The sequence below is a fragment of the Acidovorax sp. GBBC 1281 genome (assembly GCF_028473645.1).
Lineage (GTDB): Bacteria > Pseudomonadota > Gammaproteobacteria > Burkholderiales > Burkholderiaceae_C > Paracidovorax.
Genome location: NZ_CP097269.1, coordinates 2,024,935 through 2,042,591, shown reverse-complemented (window position 1 = coordinate 2,042,591; position 17,657 = coordinate 2,024,935). Strand labels below are relative to the sequence as shown.

Sequence of the window (17,657 nt, the reverse complement as noted above, 5' to 3'; positions counted from 1 at the left end):
ATTCAAACCACCGCCCCGCCACCCTTCCGCGTCAGGGAAGCACGGAAGACGCCCTGGCCTTGGCCACCAGCGCATCCGCATCGCGCCGCAGCAGCAGGCGCCCCGCCACCAGTGCATCGGCCGCCTGGGTGACCGCGGCCACGTACCCGGCCTGCGTGCCGTACAACTCCTCCAGCGAAGGCCGCGCATCGCCCGCCGCCAGCCGCGCGGCGCGCGTCTTGTGGAAGGGAATGAAGCTGCCGGTGAGGTTGGACAGATCGGTGATGCCCGGCGTGGCCACGTAGTTGAACTCGATGCTCGTGCCCAGCGGCGCACGCGCTTCCACGCTCTGGATGCCGGCGCGGGCCAGGCCGGTGGACGGGTCCACCTGCGGCACCAGGATGGCGTAGTCGCGGCCCACGTCGCGCGGCGGCTGCAGAGTGGCGATGCCGGACTCGTCCTGCGGCACGTACTGCGGCCCGAAGTCCAGCAGCGAGAAGCCGTTGTAGCGCGCCAGGTAGTCGAACGCCGGGATGGCGGTCGGCGTGCCGCCCACGCTCCAAGTCAATCCCCGCATGGCCGGATACACAAGCTTCGCGGGCGGCACCAGCGTGCCGTCGGCCACCTTGGGCACCTGGCTGGCTGGCGGCTCGGTGCCGCGCACCACCCAGTCTTCCAGCGCGATGAACAGCGCGCGGAAGGTGTCGGTGAAGTGGGCGCTGTTGCACAAATCGAATTGCAGACGGCATGACCCCAACCCCAGACGGACCTATGCCACAGCAGTCACCGACACGGTGTGAGGACGGCCGATCTGACTGAACCGATTGAGCAAGGCCACGCGGACATGCAGCTCCACAACCTGGCGGTCGAACGTGCGCGCGATCACCCGTTCGCCCAGTCGCTTGAAGCAGTGCATCTTCGTCTCCACAAGGCTGCGCCGGTGGTAGCCGCTCCACTTCTTCCAAATGCCGCGACCCAGGCGCTGGCACGCCCGAATGGCCTCATTACGATGCGCCGAGCCCGGACTCGACTTCTTCCAATGGCTGGCGTTCTTGCGGGGCGGGATCACCGCCATCGCGTGCCGCTCGGCAATGGCGTCCAGGCAGGCGCGCGTGTCGTAGGCGCCATCGGCACTGACGCTTTCGATGGATTCGTCAGTGGGAATCTGAGCCAGCAACCCGGGCAACATCGGCGCATCCCCAATGGCGTTGCTGGTCACCTCGATGGCGCGTATTTCCAGCGTCTGCGCGTCGATGCCCAGATGGACCTTGCGCCATTCGCGCCGGTATTCAGCACCATGCTTCTTGCGTTTTCACTCTCCTTCGCCCAGGAACTTGATGCCGGTGCTGTCCACCAGCAACTGCAGCGGCGAGTTGGTTCGCTGGTAGCTCAGTTCGACCTGCAAGGTCTTTTGGCGCCGGCAAACAGTGCTGAAGTCAGGTACCGGCCAGTCCAGCTTTGCCAGCCGCAGCAGGCTCTGCACCATGCCCAGCGCCTGTCGCAAGGGCTGGCCGAACAGGCACTTGATGCTCAGGCAGAACTGGATTGCTGCGTCCGAGAAGGTTCGGCTGCGTCCACGCCTGCCGGTCGGCGTGCCAAACCACTGCATGCCCTCATCTAGCCACATCGTCAACGAGCCTCGCGCTTTCAGCGCCGCGTTGTACGCCTTCCAGTTCGTCGTGCGGTACTTGCTCCGCTGCCTGTTCTTCGTCTCTGTCACGCAGTCAGTCTACGGGCATCAGCATCGCGATTTGTGCAACAAAGCCGGTGAAGTGCACCACCGTGCCGGCCGGATAGACATTGCGCGTGGGCGCGTAGCTGATGCTTTCGGTGCCGCCCGTGCCGCCGTGCTGCGTGCTGGCGTAGTAGTAGATGCGCGCATTGGCGGGCTGGGCGAGGTCGCGCAGGCCGTTGGCATCCGTCAGCACCGGCGAGCCCTGCAGCTGCCAGAACTCGGTGCCCGACAGGCCCAGGAAGAACTTCGGGCAGGTGTCGGTGGCCGCGCAGCGCTTCATCACGCCGCCCTGCCGGCCGCTCACCTCGTCGCTGTAGTCCTTGTCCAGCCCGCGCGGCGCCGTCTGGCCGAAGGCCGTGTGGTCGGTGCGCAGTCCACCTCCGCCGCCCGGCACGGCGAAGCGCGTGTTGATGTTGGTCTGGCGTGCGGCCACGTGGGCGAACATGCCGTCGAACACCTTGCCGCCGCGCAGCGACTGGTTGAAGCCCAGGTGCAGGAAGGTCTTCATCGCATTGCCCGACTGCGAGGTGCCCTGCCCCAGCGTGGACTGGATGCGGCCGGCGACCGGGTTGGCCCGGCCGTCGGCATCGGCGGCCGCGCTGCGGAAAAAGCTCACCGTGTCCCGCAGCGCCGCCAGGCCCACGCCCATGACCTTGGGGTCTTTCGCCACATAGACCAGCTCGTACAGGTACTGCGGATCGAAGCCGCCCTGCAGGCACACGCTGGCCGGGCTGGGCGTACCCGGGAACGGGTTGGCGGCCGCATCGCAGGTGGCGAACTTCCACTGGCCCGCGGGCACGGGCTCGCGCGCATCGGTTTCGTTGCGCCGGCGGGTGAGCGAATAGCCGGGCTGGGTGTTGTCCAGGCTGGCGGGCTCGTACGGGATCATGGTGCCGTTGAACACGCCGCCCGGCAGCGCCATGGCGGGCATGGCGGCCGTGGGCACGAGTTCGGTGCGGTACGGGCCGGTGATGGTGCTGCCGTCCTGGTTCCGGGCCACGGGCACCGTCACGGTCAGGCGTGCGGGCGTGCTCTTGGGCACGTCGCCCTGCCAGGCCGAATACAGCATCACGTAGCCCCGCTCGAAGTACACCGCATCGCCCGGCGTCGCGGCCGGGTTGGGCTGCGTGAGGATGTTGCCGCGGTTGGGCGCGTCGTAGCGCAGCACGCCGCTGGCGCGGGCCATGTCCTTGGGCTTGAGCATCACGAAGTCGGCGCTGTACTCCACCATGCCGCGCGCATTGACGGGGGCCAGCTGCAGGTCCTGGATCACCGCATTGCGCGGGTCGGCGGGATCGACCTCGCCGCGCAGGGTGCCGGTCAGTTTCTCGTAGGCGCCCACGCTGCCGTAGGTGCCCGCGACGTCCTCGGTGGCCGTGATGGACAGGCGCATCTGCGGGGCGGTGGCCGCGGGCGGGGAATCGCTGCCGCCGCAGGCGGCCAGCAGCGCCGCGGCCAGCACGGGCGCCATGGCGCGCAGCCGGGGGCGATCCAGCGGGGAAATCGCGAAGGACGGGAATGTCATGGTGTTGTCTCCGGAAGGTTCTTGGGTGTTGTCGTCGGTACAGGGCAAGGCTGCGCCCACCCCGCCGTGCGCTGCGGCGGGGACATGCGTGCCTTCAGGGCGCGGCCCGATGGGCCGTGAGGGGGCGAGAACCTATTCGGGCTGGATGCCCGCGGCCTTGATGACCTGGCCCCATTTCCGGGTTTCGGCGGCCTGGAACTTCGCGAGTTCGTCGGAGGTGGTGGTCCAGGCCTCGGAGCCCGCCATGTCGTAGAACGACTGGGCCGCCGCGCTCTTGGTGGCCTGCCCGAGCAGTTCGTTGAGCCGCGCCACCACGGGGGCCGGCGTGCCCGCCGGCACATAGGCGGCGAACCAGTAGCCCATGTCGTAGCCCTTCACGCCGGCCTCCTCGATGGTGGGCACGTCGGGCAGCTGCGCACCGCGCTTTTTCGTCGAATAGCCCAGCGCGCGCAGCTTGCCGGCCTTGATCTGCGGCACGCCCGTGGAGGTGTCGGTGATCATCAGATCGATCTGCCCGCCCAGCAGGTCGGTGATGGCCAGGGGGTTGCTCTTGTAGGGCACATGCAGGATGTCCACGCCGGCCAGTTGCTTGAGCATCTCCCCCGCGACGCGGCTGGACGAGCTGCCGCTGCCGAAGCTGAGCTTGCCCGGGCTCTTCTTGGCCGCCGCGATCAGCTCGCCCACGTTCTTGTAGGGTGCCGCGGCGTTCACCACCAGCACCTGGCCGCCCTTGCCCAGGCCGGTGACCGGCACGAAATCCTTCACCGGGTCATAGGACAGCTTTTTGTAGAGGTGTTCGTTGGCGGCGTGCGTGGTGTTGGTGGTGATGAGCACCGTGTAGCCGTCCGGCGCGGCCTTGGCCACGGCCTGCGCGGCGATCATGCCGCTGGCGCCGGCCTTGTTGTCCACCACCACCGCCTGCTTGGTGTCGGTGGTGACGGACTGGCCGATGGCGCGCGCGAGCTGGTCGGTGGCGCTGCCCGCCGCGAACGGCACGACGAAGGTGATGGGCTTGGACGGATAGGCCGGTGCCTGGGCAGCGGCCGGCCCGGCCACCGCCAGGCCCAGAACCGCCGCCACGGTGGCGGCGAGCGCATGGCGACGCGAGGCGCGCCGGTGCGGCTCGGGGCGAGGCTGGGGTTGGAAAAAGGGGTTCATGTCGTCTCCTGTGTGGTTATGGAAAAAGCGATGCAGGACCGCGGGCCCGACGCATGGCCGGGTGCGGCATTCGAAAGGTGTCACCCGGGCGGTCCCGCCAGGTGCGCGGCGAGCGCGGCGGGCACCTCGACGGGCAGGTCGAGCAGCAGGAACGACAGCGCCTTGCCATGGCTGTCGAGATTGAGCGCATCGTTCACGCCGCCGTCCAGCACGTCGTCGATGACGAAGTTCATGGCGTGCAGGTTCGGCAGCAGGTAGCGCGCGACGCGGCTGGGCCGGCGCAGCGCGAACTGGCGCGCCACAGCGGCCTCGGTGACCTGCGCGGTCAGCACCTCCCACAGCGCGGAATGCCAGGCGATCACGCTGATGTTGGAGCGGTTGCCTTTGTCGCCCGTGCGGCTGTGCGCGAGGCGGTACAGGGGCACGGTCAAGGGCGCGGCGGTGGCGGAGGTCGAAGCGGACGATGGCGCGGCAGCCGATGCGGGGATCGAAGGGGTGGCGGTGGTCATGGCGGGTTCCTGGGGGCTCGGCGTCAATCCAGCATCACGTGGCCCACGGCCACGGACTCGCGCGGCACCAGGCACGACACCGTGCCCAGGCGCGGTCGCATCGCGGTGCGCACGCCGCCGCCGCCCGCCGGGCCGCAGCAGTACAGGGCCGTCACCTCGCGCACCAGGCGCTGGGCGCTGGCGTGCTCCCGGTGCTGCAACGCCACGCGCAGGCGCACATCGCGGGCATCGCCGGCCGCAGCCGCGTCCCGCCAGTGCCCGGCGTCGTCGCCGAACACGCTGGTCACCCCGATCAGGTCGATGCGCAGCGGCGCGACGCCGGCCAGGCGCTCGCGCAGGACCTCGCCCGCCAGCCGCGCGCGCGCTTCGGCACGGGCGCCGGCATAGGAAATCTCGCCCTCGGCGAACCAGCCGGATTCGAAACACACATTCACCTTGAGCGACGGTGGCCGCGCATGGCCGCTCACCCCTTCCAGCCGCACACGGTCGGTGCCGGCTGGCAGCACGCGCGCGGTGGTGATGTCGGCCACCACATCGGGCGTGAGGTAGGCGGCCGGGTCGTGCAGCTCGTACAGCAACTGCTCCTTCACCGTGCGCTCGTCGATGCGCCCGCCCGTGCCCGCGGGCTTGGCGATGGTGCAGTGGCCATCGGCGTCGATCTCGGCGATGGGGTAGCCCAGTTGCGCCATGCCCGGCACGTCCTTGTAGCCCGGGTCGGCGAAATACCCGCCGGTGACCTGCGAGCCGCATTCCAGCAGATGCCCGGCCATGGTGGCGCGCGCCAGCCGGTCCCAGTCGTCCGGGGCCCAGCCGAAATGCGCGAGGGCCGGCCCCAGCACCAGCGAGGGGTCCGCCACGCGGCCGCACACCACGATGTCGGCGCCGGCGCGCAGCGCATCGGCGATCGGCTGCGCGCCGATGTACGCATTGGCGCTCACGATGGGATCGGTGGGCAGGGCCGCGCCCAGCGCCTGGGCCAGCACGGCACGGTACCCGTCCCCACTCAGGTCGTCGCCCTGCACCACGGCGATGCGGGGGCGGCGCGCGCCCAGCGCTTGGGCCAATTGCTGGATGCGGTGCGCAGCACCCAGCGGATTGGCCGCGCCGAAATTGCTCACGATGCGAATGCCGTGCTGCAGGCACTGCGCCAGCACGGGGCGCAGCAGGTCGTCGAGCAACGGCTCGTAGCCGGCGTCCGGATCGGCACGGCGCGCCAACTGGGCCAGGGCCAGGGTGCGCTCGGCCAGGGTTTCGAAAATCAGTACCGCGGGCTGGCCGCTGGCGATGAGGGTCTGCACCACGGGTGCGGCGGCATCGGTGCGATCGCCCGAGAAGCCGGCGGCGCAGCCGACCAGCAGGTTTTTTGGGGGGGCCATGGTTGTCTCCTGCCGGCCAATGTAGGCCCCGCGCGTTATTCTGTGAAATAGATAATCAGGATCAATTCATCCGAATCTTCAATGAATATCTCCACACGGCAGATCGATGCCTTTCTCGCCCTGGCCGGCCAGCGCAGCTTCACGCGGGCGGCTGCGCACTGTCACCTGTCGCAGCCCGCCTTCAGCGCCCTCATCCGCACGCTGGAAGATGCGATGGGACTGCGGTTGTTCGACCGCAGCACGCGCCATGTGGCCCTGACGGCGGAAGGTGAGGATTTTCTGGAGTCCGCGCGCCGCATCCGGGCCGAGGTCGACAACGCCTTCGCCGCAGTGCACGACACCGCTACGCTGCGCCGGGGGCGCGTGGCGATCGCCCTGCTGCCCTCGCTCGCGGCGGGCTGGCTGCCCGGAGTGCTGGCGGCGTACCGCGCGGCCCATCCCGGCATCGAACTGGACATCGCCGATGTGCTGTCGGAACCCTGCATCGAGCAGGTGGCCACGGGTAAGGCCGATTTCGCGTTGGCCGCCATCCGGGCCGATACGCCGGAACTGCAGGCCGAGCCGTTCAGCAGCGACGGCTTTCACCTGGTGTGCCGCGCCGACCATCCGCTCGCGCGTCGCCGGCGCCATGGCGGCAAGGTCGTTGCGCTGCAACCCGCCGACCTGGCAGCGTTCCCTTTCGTGCATCTGGCGCGAACCAGCAGCGTTCGCCAGTACCTGGAGGCAGCGCTGCACCCGCAGGCGATGAACACGCTCATGGAAGTGGAACAGCTCGCCACCGTGATGGGCATGGTGCGCGCGGGCCTGGGCATCAGCGTGGTGCCCACCCTCACGCTTTTCCACTTCGACCAACCCGGGCTGGTGACGCGGCCGCTGGCATTGCCAGGGCTGACACGCCAGATCTACCTGGTGCGGCGCCGGGACCGCAGCCTGTCGGTCGCAGCCCAGGCGATGTATTCCCTGGTCATGAAGCACCGGCCTTGAGCGCCATCAGGCGCTACTTTTTCATAGCAAATGATGGCGTGAATAAAGCGGTATAGGCCGATCAGGCTCAAGACCTGCACTCGGCTGCTGCCCTCGCCGTACCGGCTCAGTGGTGAGGCGGCGGCTCCTGCACGGGCGGCCCATCGCCCCCGGGCGGGTCTTCGACGGGGGGCACAGGCGTCCAGGCGGGCTGGGGCGGCGTGTCCAGCGGAGGCTGCGGGGTGGTCGGGGTCGGAATGGGGATGGAGGACGCGTGCATCGATGGCCTTTCAAGGGACGGTGAAAACGTGGGGGTCGGCGGGGCCGCTGCAGCGGGCGAAACAGGCGCCTGGCAGCATGCAGCAAGCCCTATTCCGTCTTCTTTCGGTCATCGAGCTCGCCGATCAGCGCCGCACCCTGGCGTGAGGACAACCGGGGTTCCTTGTGCGCATCGCCCCCGTAGTCAAGGCCCAGGCCGCGTGCCGAGCCGGAGGCATCGACGGCAGCGATCGGGCCGGTGGGATGCTCATGCACCGCGTCTTCCGGCGCGCGGTTGGCGTACGTGGATTCGTCACCACTGGCTCCGAAGCGCCGGGGGCCTTCGCCATCGCCGGGGTTCTCGCCGTCCACTTCGCCACGGCCGCGCGCATCGTCGCGCATTCCATAGAGGTTGAAATGGCCCTGATCGCGCTGGCGATCCTGCTCGGGCGTCAATTTGTCGTGTGCCATTTTTTTCGCTCCTGAAAAGGAAGCTGCCAGCCTATGCCGCGCATGGCCGGGCAGGTGTAGGACCAGCGCTTCCAACGGCCGGCACTAAAAACCCGGATGAAAGTTTCGCCAAAATACTGTAAATTCATACAGCATCAACCCAAGGAGCACGCCATGGAAACGGAAGAACTCACCTACACGGTCACCCTGCGCGACTATCCGGAAAACCTGCCCGAATGCAAGCGCACCAACGCAGAACGCCGCTATGCCAAAGCGATGGAAAAGGCCTTCGGCTCCGCCGCCCAGGTCGCCGCGGCACTGGACACGCTGCGCAGCCTGGAAGAGTCGCCGCCCGAAGTGGTGCCACCCGCCGATCTCGCCTTGCTGCGGCAATGGGGCAAAGCCAGTACCGCGGCGCGCCAAGCCGCGTTCCAGGGTTTGGGCGAGGCGGAAAGCGCGTACTTCGACGTTCATCTGGCGGGATAAACCGGCTTTGTTGCCCCTCCTGTCCCCAGCCATTCCCACACCCATGGGCTTCGACCAAATCGCCATCGCGTTGCTGGGTGCCGCCGCGGCGTGGCTCTCTCAATCGCGCCACGAGGAACGACGGCGCTGGGCCTGCATCTTCGGCATGCTGGGCCAGCCCTTCTGGTTCTATGCCAGCTGGACGGCGGGCCAATGGGGCATCTTCGCCGTCAGCGTCCTCTACATGGGGGCATGGCTTCGCGGCCTGTGGATCCACTGGCTGACCGCCCGCGAGGCACCGCAGGGCATCGGTACCATTCAACTGACCCCGCAACGCAGGCCTTGACCGCCGCCCATGGCCATCGCGGTCGATGGCCTTGTCCTGCCGCAATCGTCCTACGCGAAGCCCGGGAGCGGCAGACCTAGCATGGCGCTCTCATTCCATCAGGAGCCACCCATGTCGGACGACGCCATGAAAACTGCGCAAGACCGCAAGCTCATCAGCCTGGCCGAGGACTATGAGGTGCGCGACTGGGCCCGGTCTCTGAATTGCACCGAGAACGAGTTGCGCATCGCGGTAAAAGCCGTGGGCAATTCTGCGCAGGCGGTGCGTTCCTATCTGGCGAATCGGTAGGTGACCACCATGTGGGAAGAACCGGTTGGAAAATTGGCGGATCTCCGGCAAGTGTGCATGCCGGATGCACCGGATGATGTGCAAGGTGCCAATCCCGCGCTGCGTAAGCGCCGTCTCAGCCCCCCTCTTGACGCGGGATCGACGGAAGAACTACAGCAGGTCGCTCTCGCCGTCGTTGACCTCGTCAACGAACGTGTCGTTTGACCAAGCCAGGCCGATGGCCTTGTTCAAGCGTTTGAGCAGGACGTTGAGGCTCTCACCGTCGCGACGCACGAGCATGGCCAGGCAGTTGCTGCCATCGGCGGCCGTGGCGACGCACTCGTGCGGTGGCAGCGCACCGATCGTGATGTCGCCGCCGTCCTCGATCAGGGCCTTGATGTAGTTCGTCCGAGACATCGTCGCTCAGACCTTGATCGCGGCGAGCCGGTCGTTGATCTCGATGCTGTCGAAGGCCAACGGGTCCCAGGTATCGGCACCGATCCATTCGACCAGGTTGTCGTGCTCGGGATCGTCAGGGTTCGCCATGGCCCGCACGAACTCCGCATAGCCCGGTGCGCCTCCGCAATCCTCCGGCGGCGTTGCACAGGCACCGCCGGCACAGAACGGGAGCACGAACTGCGGCATCGGTGCGATCTTCTTCTCGACCTTGATGCGGTGGTCCCAGTAGTCCCCGAAGTCGTAGACGTAGCTCAGCGTCGACCGGTTCAGGGCAGTGGTCAGTCGCGTGCTTTCGCTGGTGATCGAGCCAGGCTCGTCGTGCATCGGGTCTGGCGTGCCATAGCGCTCGCCGTCGCCAGCGATGAACTCGTGCAGATGCGAGTGGCCCCAGCCGAAGGCAGCCTGGACCACAAGATGCAGCTTGGCCAGGGTGATCGTCTCTGGCACCAGGACGCGGCGCCAGACCTTGGGCTTGGTGCCGCGCAATTCAATGTGCAGTTGCAGGATCGCCGCTGGTGCCTTGATCCGTTGGACCTTGCTCGCCATGCTCAAGCTGCTTGTCGTTGGTCTTCGGCGTGTCGGCCGATGTTCCACGGCAGCAACTCGTCGATGCGATTGATCGGATGGTCCGCAATGCGCCCGAGCACATCGCGCAGGTAAGCCTCGGGGTCGAGCCCGTTCAGCTTGGCCGTCTCCACCAGGCTGTAGATGGCCGCGGCGCGCTCGCCCCCAGCGTCCGAGCCCATGAACATGAAGTTCTTGCGGCCCAGGCTCACGCCGCGCAGCGCGCGCTCGGCGGCGTTGTTGTCGATCTCGATGCGACCGTCGTCACGGTAGCGCGTCAACGACCGGAGCCGTGTGAGCGTGTAGCCGATGGCGCGTGCGAGTTCCGACTTGGCACACACCTGCCCGAGCATCCCTCGCAACCAGGCGAACAGTTCCTCGAGCAACGGCCCGGCTCGCGCCTGCCGCTCCCGGCAGCGCTCATCCGGTGGGCGGCCGCGGATGTCGGATTCGATCGCATACAGCGCACCGATGCGCCGAAGGGCCTGTTCTGCAACCGAGCCCTGCGCCCGCCCCTGGCTCTCGTGCAGATCCCAGAATGGTCTGCGCGCATGCGCCCAGCACGAAGCCTCGATGACGTTGCCGTTTGCATAGAGCTTGGCGAAGCCGGCATACGCATCGGCCTGCAACACGCCCTTGAAGTTCTTCAGGTGCGCCTGAGGATGTTCACCCTTGCGGTCGGGCGAGTAACGCAACCACGCCGCGGGCGCGTCTGCACTCGCAGATGACCGATCGTCACGCACGTAGACCCAGAGCCGCCCGGTCTTGGTCTTGCCCCGCCCGGGCGAGAGCACCGCCACTGGCGTGTCGTCGGCGTGGAGCTTGGAGCCCGCCAGCACGTAGCGCCCGAGCGCTGCGACCAGTGGGTGCAAGAGCTTCTCGCTCTGGCCGACCCAGCCAGCCATCGTGGAGCGCTCGATCAGGACGCCCTCGCGTGCGTAGATCCGGCTCTGGCGGTACAGCGGTTGGTGGTCGCAATACTTGGCGACCAGCACGTGGGCCAGCAGCCCGGGGCCGGCCACGCCGCGTGCGATGGGCCGGCTGGGCGCTGGCGCCTGGAAGATCGATTCGCACGCCATGCAGGCGAGCTTGGGGCGCACGTGGCGGATCACCTTGAAGCGCGAGGGCACGTACTCCAGTTGTTCCGAGACGTCCTGGCCGATCTGCCGCAGCCGACCACCACATGCGCTGCAGCCGCAGGCCTGGCCGGCGGCATCGCGCCGCGCATCCGATGTCTCGGGCCGGTACACATGGTTCTCCCGCGGCAGGTGTGTGGGCAGGCTGCGGTCGAAGCCTTCGCTGTTGGCCGCTTGCGCCTTCGGTGTCTTGCCGACCGGTGCGAGTTCATGCAGCGGCAGACCTTCGATCAATGCGATCTGCGGATCGTCCAACTGCTCGCTGGAGGCGCCGAAGCGGGCGCGGACCTGGCGCAGCAACTGCACCTTGAGCTTGTCGACGAGCAGTTTGAGCAGGGCGACTTCCGCGTCACGGGCCTGCACGACACGCAGCAGCGAGTCGACGGTGTGGGGTGCGTTGGCGGTGTTCGGCACGCCATCTACTATGCCATCGGACCTACCCGGAATCGACCGCGACCAGCGCGTTCAGAAGACGAATTCTTGAGCCCAGTTCAAGCTGCGAGCGCAGGCTGATCTGTGCGCATCGGCATGCGCCAGTCGATGCCTTCGAGCAGCATCGAGAGCTGTGCCGGCGTGAGCGAGACCTTGCCGCCTTGCGCCTGCGGCCAGACGAATCGGCCGCGCTCCAGGCGCTTGGCCAGCAGAAGCAATCCCTGGCCATCGAACCACAGCACCTTGAGCATGTCGCCGCGCCGGCCGCGGAAGACGAAGACGTGACCGCAGAAGGGGTTGGCCGCCAGCGCCGTCTGCACCATCGCAGACAGGCCGTTGAAGCCCTTCCTCATGTCGGTGTGGCCGGCAACGATCCAGACGCGGGTGCTCGTGGGAAGGCCGATCACGCCAGCGCCTTGAGCGTCTGCAGGACATGGCGCACGCTGGCTTCGTCGACTGCACCGCGCAATCGCACCCTCGCCCCGCCGACATCGATCTCGATGGTCCCGCCAGGCTGACGAGGCGCCGCCGCCGTGGGTGAAGGGCATGGCGCAACCGGAGCAGCTTCGATGGTGACGGGCAGCAACATCGGCGAGGGCTGCGGCGGCGCTGGCGTCTGGGGCTGCTCTTGCGTGCTCAGGTGCATCCGGCGCCATGCGAACAGCAGGTTCGAGTTGATGCCGGCCTGCAGCGCGACGGCGGCCACTGACGCGCCGGGCACCAGGCTTCGTGCGACCAGCTCGCGCTTGAACATCGGGCTGTGCTCGCGCCGACGGCGCTTGCTCGGGGTGTCTTGATCGTTCATTGATGTGCATTAGCGGTTCTTCATGCACACCATCGCAGCGTACATGGACCACCGAGCCTGCACATCAGCCCTCAGCAAAAACAGAGGGTACTGAGAAGACGCTTACCGCGCTGCTGCCGCAGCAGCAGGCACATCAGGTACACGAGGCCCGCGTGCAAATGAGCCATTCGGACGCGCCTTCGCGCCAGTTTTCTTGAGGGTTGGGCGTTTGCAGCAACGGGGCTGGCAAGGGTGGATCGACATTAGGCAAGCACTTGGCTGTTGCGCACCGCCCCCATGCGCCGTCGAGGTCAACCCGCCATTTTGCACCAATCCACCACTTTCCATGCAGTGGGACAACATGGGGGCCAACAGCGCCTAATATTGACCTGTCGACACTCCCTGTCGACACCTCCCTTTCTTGCTCTTGAGCAAGTTTCAGCCCGCCTTGTGCGGGCTGCCTTTTTTGTGCCGCCGCTTTCATTCGCACCGTGGTGGTTCGATACGCGAGCGATTCACTTCAAGGCCAAAGGAAAGCGCTGAATGCGATCGCACCCGCACTCATGCAGGGCATCGCAAACGCCGTGCAATGAATGGTCAAGCGGCGTGGCCGCCCCCCCCCCCGCTCCGTCAAACCGGACGACGCATCTTCATTGGCATGTCCAGGCCATGCCGGCCCCGGTACACGTCTGTCCATCCGGCGCCGTCAGCACACCGTTCCCGCTTCGGCCATAAGCGGCACCCCGATCGTCGTAGCAGAACTTGGTGTCGCAGTGCGTCATGACGATCTGCCGGATCACAGGGGGTGGTGGTTCCTGAATGAGCGGTGTCTGCGTACCGCATGAGGCATTCACTCCGCTGATCGCGGCGTTCATGCGTGAACGCTTTTCTGCACCAGACAGGGTGCGGATACTGGAGACGAACTCCAACTCCTTTTGCGCAGCACGGCACTCGGCGGTGGGCTGCGTTTGCGCCATGACAGTCGGCGCTGGTGAAGTCGTTGGAGTGGGACGGCGTTGCGCGTCCTGTTCGGCGCGCTGCTGTTGCGCCTTCAGTTGATGGGCCTGAGCCGCCTCTGCGCGTTCCTGCTGCAACACTTCCGCCGTTTTACGCTGTTCGATCTGTGCACCCGCCTGACCTGCCTGGCAGGGCTGATCGGAATACGTGAGCTTGCCTGTGGCATCTGCGCACCGATGAACCTGCGCTGTACTCGATAGCGTCCAGCCGCACAGCACCATGGCCACCATGGTGAGTCCCTTGGAATTCATATATGACCTCCGTGCCGAGACTCTAGCAGGCGAAACGCAGCAACGTCGCGCACTAAAGGCTGAGTTCAGCACGACATTGCAACAGCAGGTTCGAGCGCGAAACGCGCAGTTTCAGTAGCCGCGATAAAGCGCACTGGTCGCCCGCTGCAGAAGAAAGCCCATCACGGCCACACAAAGCAAAAAGCGCTGCAACTGGAACAGCTGCAGCGCTTCGCATGATCTGGTGGGACGTGCGGGGGTCGAACCCACGACAAACGGATTAAAAGTCCGCTGCTCTACCAACTGAGCTAACGTCCCAACCTTTGCCACATCGGCATAGAACCCATGCAGTAAAGCCTCGAATTATAGCGTCTTTTCCAGGCGGATCTACCGCTTTGGCACGGTTGCCAGCATGTCCAAGACCCATCCGGCAGCGCACTGGCCGAACGTGGCAGTCACCGCCACCACCGAGCCATAGCCATGGCAATTGAGTGAGCCGTCACCATCGCCCGCGATATCACAGGACGCATGGGGAGGTGCCACCGCTTCCCGGCTGAACACGCACTGGACACCGATGCGGCGCCCCTCTTTCGCAGCACCATAGTGCTTGCGTAGCCGGTAACGCATCTGGGCCAACAGCGGATCGTGCGTGGTGTTCGACAGATCGTCGATGTCCACCTTGTGCGCCAGCCGTTTACCGCCTGCAGCACCCACCGCCACCAGCCGATGCTTACCGCGAATCGCCCAGTCAGCGATCAGCGCCTTAGTCTTGACCTGGTCGCAGGCATCCACGACCGCATCGACTCCATGCGGCAACAAGGCCGGCCAGTTGTCGGCATCCGCAAACTCCTCGATGCACGTCACCTGGCACTCTGGATTGATCTGGCCAATGCGGTCTCGCATGGCTTCGACCTTGGCCTGGCCCACCGTGCTGGACAGGGCATGGATTTGGCGGTTGATATTGGACTCCGCCACCTGATCCAGGTCGATCAACGTGAGGTGCCCGATACCGCTGCGCGCCAGCGCTTCCGCAGTCCAGGAGCCCACGCCGCCAATGCCCACCACGGCCACATGCGCGTTGCGAATGCGCGCGGCGCCGTCCACGCCATACAGCCGCTCCAGGCCGCCGAAGCGGCGCTGAAGATCGGCAGTGCCGGCATCCTGCATCGCGTGGGCCAGCGAATGGGGTTTTGCAGAAGGCTCTACCGTGACTGTCACTTCAGGCGCGACAAGCGTTCTTTGGCCGCTCCAGCCGCTTCGGACTGGGGGTAGACGCGGATCAGGTCTTCCAGCGTCTTGCGGGCGGCGCGCGTGTCCTTCAACTCGATCTGGCAGTTGGCGATCGACAACGCAGCTTCCGGGGCACGCGCATGGTCAGGCGCAGCAGCCAGCAAGGCCTTGAAGTTGTTGATGGCTTCTTTGTAATCGCGCGTAGCGTATTGGGCATTGCCCAGCCAGAACCTGGCGGAAGGCGCATAGCCGCTGCGGGGGTACTGCTTCAGGAAATTTCCGAATGCGCTCACGGCATCCGGAAATTTTCCAGTGCGAAAGACCGCCAGTGCCGCATCGAAATCCCGCTTTTCGGCGGGATCGGCCTGGAACTCCTGACCATCCATCGTGACCTTGGCAGGTTCGAACTGGCGCAGCCGTTCGTCAACGCCTTGGGCGATGTCTTTCTGACGGCGCTGCAACTCCGAGACATCCCGCAGCAGCTGCTCGTTCTGCCCACGCAGATTGGCCTGCTCGGTCCGCAGGGTTTCGATCTGCGTTTGCAGATCGAGCAGGCTTCGGCGCATCTGGGAAGTCTCGTCGCCAGAGCGGCGAAGATCGTCACCCGCACGCTGGTTGGCCTGTTGCAGCGTGTCCACACGCTGGCGCAATTCCAGAATGGCGCGGCGTGCTTCTTCATCCTCGAACAGCGCGGCGTGGCTTGCCGGAGCGAAAGCCGCCGACAGGGCCAAGGCCAGCAGGGCAAGTGCCTTGCGGGGAACCACCATCTGCGCGCTCATCAACGGTAAGACAGCTCAACGCGGCGATTCTGGGCGTACACGTCTTCCGTGCTGCCCTGTGCCGCAGGCTTTTCTTTGCCGAAGCTCACAGCCTCCATTTGGGCTTCCGACACGCCGAGCAAGGCGAGCGAACGGCGCACCGCTTCTGCGCGCTTTTGGCCAAGGGCCAAGTTGTATTCGCGGCCACCACGCTCGTCGGTGTGCCCTTCGATCATGACCTTGCGGTTCTGGCCTGCCTTGATGAAACGGACGTGCTGCTCGATCAGCGACTGGAACTCCGGCTTGACCGCATAGCTGTCGTAGTCGAAGTACACGATGCGGCTCACGCCGACCGGGCCTGCGCCATCGCGCGCCGACTGGCTCAGGTCCACGGGAGCGACGCCGCTTTGCGAAGCGCCGTTGGGGTTGGCGCCGGCATTGCCTGGCATCGTCGACGTGGCGCCCTTATCTTCGACAGGCACGTCTTCCAGCTTCACGCCGGAGCTGCAGCCGGCCACGATGGCTGCAGCGATGAAGATGGCGGAAATGCGTTTGAAGGGAAAGCGGTTCATTGAAATACTCCTCAAGTCCAAATGATCAAAAAATCGAAAGATGACGGTCACTGTTTTTGGAACGGGCCCCAGTCGGGCTCGCGGATATCACCGCCCTGCCCGGCCAAGCGGGCCTTGATCTTGCCGTCCAGCGTGGTCGTCATGAGCGCTTCACGGCCTTGTTGCTGCGTCGCGTAGACGATCAGGCGGCTGTTGGGCGCAAAGCTGGGGTTTTCATCCGCAGTGGTGTCGGTCACGGCCGTGGCGGTACCCGTCGCCAGATCCATGACGTGCAGCTTGAACGCACCGCCGATGCGCGAGACGTAAGCCAACCACTTGCCGTCGGGGCTGATGCTGGGGGAAATATTGTAGGAACCAGTGAACGTCACACGCTCGGCATTGCCGCCCGAAGCGCCGACCTTATAGATCTGCGGTGCGCCGCCCCGATCGCTTACGAAGTAGATGCTCCGGCCATCGCTCGAGAACATGGGCTCGGTATCGATGCCGGTGCTCTGCATGAGCCGACGCGGCTCGCCGCCATTGGCATCGATGGTGTAAAGCTGCGAGCCACCGTCACGGCTCAGGGTCACGGCGAGCGTGCGGCCGTCGGGAGACCATGCAGGCGCACTGTTGGAGCCCCTGAAGTTGGCGATCAGGCGGCGCCGGCCTGAGGCCACATCGTGCACATAGACGACCGGCTTGCGCGACTCGAAAGACACATAGGCCAATTGCCCACCGCTGGGAGACCAGGCCGGCGAAATGATGGGTTCCGGGCTGGACAAGGCCGATTGCGCGTTCTCTCCGTCCGCATCGGCCACCCAGAGGCTGTAGCGCGGGCCGGACTTGGTGACATACGCGATGCGGGTCGAGAACACCCCGCGCTGGCCCGTGAGCTTTTCGTAGATGAAATCAGCGATGCGGTGGGCCACCAGACGCAGGTCGCCCTGCGTGACCACGAAGCTCTGGCCACCGAGGTCCTGACCGCGCACCACGTCCCACAGGCGAAAGCGGATGTCGAAGCGACCATCGGGCAAGCGCGTGATGCTGCCAGTCGTGAGCGATTCCGCCCCCTTTTGCTTCCACAGGGCGACGTCGGGGCGCGACGTTTCGTCGAGCGCCGGTCCGGAAGAATCCACCGCCCGGAACTGGCCACTGCGCTCCAGGTCGGCCTGGATGATGGCCGAGATCTTTTGCGGGGACTGCGCCTCGCCACGGAACGGCGAGATCGCAAAGGGAAGCTGGGTCAAACCCACGCCGGTGATCTCGACCCTGAATTGGGCCAGTGCGGGCAGTGCGGAGGAAGAAACCAGCGCGGTGATAGCGTGCCGGCGAGAGAGGTGCGGCAGAGCCGCAGCAAGAATGGAGGATGGATTTCGGTCAATAGTCATTGGCAGCCATCGGATACCGAGCAAATGCCGGTGGACAGACCGTGGATGTTACACACTGGTGGGATACCCCTGTGACA

At 66.1% G+C, this 17,657-nt stretch carries 19 protein-coding genes, 1 tRNA gene and 3 pseudogenes; 4 read left to right on the top strand and 19 right to left on the bottom strand.

Features of this window, described 5'->3' with window-relative positions; translation table 11 throughout:
• Positions 1-31: 31 nt before the first annotated feature.
• The 6 genes and pseudogenes from M5C96_RS09305 to M5C96_RS09280 all read right to left on the bottom strand — a co-directional run.
• A pseudogene (locus M5C96_RS09305) lies at positions 32-694 on the bottom strand (alpha/beta hydrolase domain-containing protein); the annotation flags it as partial.
• Positions 695-748: 54 nt separating this feature from the next.
• Positions 749-1,699, bottom strand: a pseudogene (locus tag M5C96_RS09300) (IS5 family transposase).
• A gap of 49 nt (positions 1,700-1,748) precedes the next feature.
• Positions 1,749-3,185, bottom strand: a pseudogene (locus tag M5C96_RS09295) (alpha/beta hydrolase domain-containing protein); the annotation flags it as partial.
• 186 nt (positions 3,186-3,371) lie between these two features.
• The gene (locus M5C96_RS09290; RefSeq protein WP_272568699.1) at positions 3,372-4,397 is read right to left on the bottom strand and encodes a Bug family tripartite tricarboxylate transporter substrate binding protein; all 1,026 of its coding nucleotides are present in this window, start codon (positions 4,395-4,397) and stop codon (positions 3,372-3,374) included.
• An 80-nt stretch (positions 4,398-4,477) separates the two neighbouring features.
• On the bottom strand, positions 4,478-4,906 hold the full coding sequence (locus tag M5C96_RS09285; RefSeq protein WP_272568698.1) for an AtuA-related protein: 429 nt from the start codon (positions 4,904-4,906) through the stop codon (positions 4,478-4,480).
• Positions 4,907-4,929: 23 nt separating this feature from the next.
• Positions 4,930-6,282: an acyclic terpene utilization AtuA family protein gene (locus M5C96_RS09280; protein ID WP_272568697.1), complete on the bottom strand. Its 1,353-nt coding sequence runs from the start codon at positions 6,280-6,282 to the stop codon at positions 4,930-4,932.
• Between the two features lie 81 nt (positions 6,283-6,363).
• Between M5C96_RS09280 and M5C96_RS09275 the strand changes: the two genes are divergently transcribed.
• Complete coding sequence (locus M5C96_RS09275) at positions 6,364-7,266, top strand: LysR family transcriptional regulator (protein WP_272568696.1); 903 nt, start codon at positions 6,364-6,366, stop codon at positions 7,264-7,266.
• Positions 7,267-7,372: 106 nt separating this feature from the next.
• On the opposite strand, the gene M5C96_RS09270 is transcribed toward M5C96_RS09275, so the two are convergent.
• Both M5C96_RS09270 and M5C96_RS09265 read right to left on the bottom strand, forming a co-directional pair.
• Positions 7,373-7,525, bottom strand: coding sequence for a hypothetical protein (locus tag M5C96_RS09270; protein ID WP_272568695.1), 153 nt, complete (start codon positions 7,523-7,525; stop codon positions 7,373-7,375).
• Positions 7,526-7,614: 89 nt separating this feature from the next.
• Positions 7,615-7,974 (bottom strand): hypothetical protein, encoded by a 360-nt coding sequence (locus tag M5C96_RS09265; RefSeq protein WP_272568694.1) that lies wholly within the window; start codon positions 7,972-7,974, stop codon positions 7,615-7,617.
• Positions 7,975-8,127: 153 nt separating this feature from the next.
• On the opposite strand from M5C96_RS09265, the gene M5C96_RS09260 reads away from it, so the two are divergent.
• The 3 genes from M5C96_RS09260 (at position 8,128) to M5C96_RS09250 (ending at position 9,052) form a co-directional block, all read left to right on the top strand.
• Entirely contained in the window at positions 8,128-8,439 is a 312-nt protein-coding gene (locus M5C96_RS09260; protein WP_272568691.1) for a hypothetical protein, read from the top strand.
• A gap of 43 nt (positions 8,440-8,482) precedes the next feature.
• Complete coding sequence (locus M5C96_RS09255) at positions 8,483-8,764, top strand: hypothetical protein (RefSeq protein WP_272568689.1); 282 nt, start codon at positions 8,483-8,485, stop codon at positions 8,762-8,764.
• A 111-nt stretch (positions 8,765-8,875) separates the two neighbouring features.
• Positions 8,876-9,052, top strand: coding sequence for a DUF3606 domain-containing protein (locus M5C96_RS09250; protein WP_272568688.1), 177 nt, complete (start codon positions 8,876-8,878; stop codon positions 9,050-9,052).
• 150 nt (positions 9,053-9,202) lie between these two features.
• Here M5C96_RS09250 and M5C96_RS09245 read toward each other — a convergent pair whose 3' ends face one another.
• The 11 genes from M5C96_RS09245 to tolB all read right to left on the bottom strand — a co-directional run bounded on the left by M5C96_RS09245 (position 9,203) and on the right by tolB (position 17,580).
• Entirely contained in the window at positions 9,203-9,448 is a 246-nt protein-coding gene (locus tag M5C96_RS09245) for a hypothetical protein (protein ID WP_272563685.1), read from the bottom strand.
• Between the two features lie 6 nt (positions 9,449-9,454).
• A complete protein-coding gene (locus M5C96_RS09240; protein WP_272563684.1) occupies positions 9,455-10,036 on the bottom strand; it encodes a plasmid pRiA4b ORF-3 family protein in 582 nt (193 codons plus the stop codon).
• Between the two features lie 2 nt (positions 10,037-10,038).
• On the bottom strand, positions 10,039-11,604 hold the full coding sequence (tnpC, locus tag M5C96_RS09235) for an IS66 family transposase (RefSeq protein ID WP_272564826.1): 1,566 nt from the start codon (positions 11,602-11,604) through the stop codon (positions 10,039-10,041).
• Positions 11,605-11,681: 77 nt separating this feature from the next.
• Complete coding sequence (gene tnpB / locus M5C96_RS09230; protein ID WP_272563683.1) at positions 11,682-12,029, bottom strand: IS66 family insertion sequence element accessory protein TnpB; 348 nt, start codon at positions 12,027-12,029, stop codon at positions 11,682-11,684.
• Positions 12,026-12,427, bottom strand: a complete 402-nt coding sequence (tnpA, locus tag M5C96_RS09225) for an IS66-like element accessory protein TnpA (protein WP_272563682.1) — start codon at positions 12,425-12,427, stop codon at positions 12,026-12,028. Before tnpA ends, tnpB begins: the two co-directional genes overlap by 4 nt.
• A gap of 629 nt (positions 12,428-13,056) precedes the next feature.
• Positions 13,057-13,674, bottom strand: coding sequence for a DUF4124 domain-containing protein (locus M5C96_RS09220; RefSeq protein ID WP_272568687.1), 618 nt, complete (start codon positions 13,672-13,674; stop codon positions 13,057-13,059).
• Positions 13,675-13,895: 221 nt separating this feature from the next.
• A tRNA-Lys gene (locus M5C96_RS09215) sits at positions 13,896-13,971 on the bottom strand.
• A 69-nt stretch (positions 13,972-14,040) separates the two neighbouring features.
• Positions 14,041-14,820: a tRNA threonylcarbamoyladenosine dehydratase gene (locus M5C96_RS09210; protein WP_272568685.1), complete on the bottom strand. Its 780-nt coding sequence runs from the start codon at positions 14,818-14,820 to the stop codon at positions 14,041-14,043.
• 47 nt (positions 14,821-14,867) lie between these two features.
• Positions 14,868-15,662 carry a tol-pal system protein YbgF gene (ybgF, locus tag M5C96_RS09205; protein ID WP_284428093.1) on the bottom strand — a complete coding sequence of 265 codons (795 nt, stop codon included), beginning with the start codon at positions 15,660-15,662 and terminating at the stop codon, positions 14,868-14,870.
• Entirely contained in the window at positions 15,662-16,213 is a 552-nt protein-coding gene (gene pal, locus M5C96_RS09200; RefSeq protein ID WP_272568683.1) for a peptidoglycan-associated lipoprotein Pal, read from the bottom strand. Before pal ends, ybgF begins: the two co-directional genes overlap by 1 nt.
• 47 nt (positions 16,214-16,260) lie before the next feature.
• On the bottom strand, positions 16,261-17,580 hold the full coding sequence (gene tolB, locus M5C96_RS09195) for a Tol-Pal system beta propeller repeat protein TolB (RefSeq protein WP_272569667.1): 1,320 nt from the start codon (positions 17,578-17,580) through the stop codon (positions 16,261-16,263).
• Positions 17,581-17,657 lie beyond the last annotated feature (77 nt).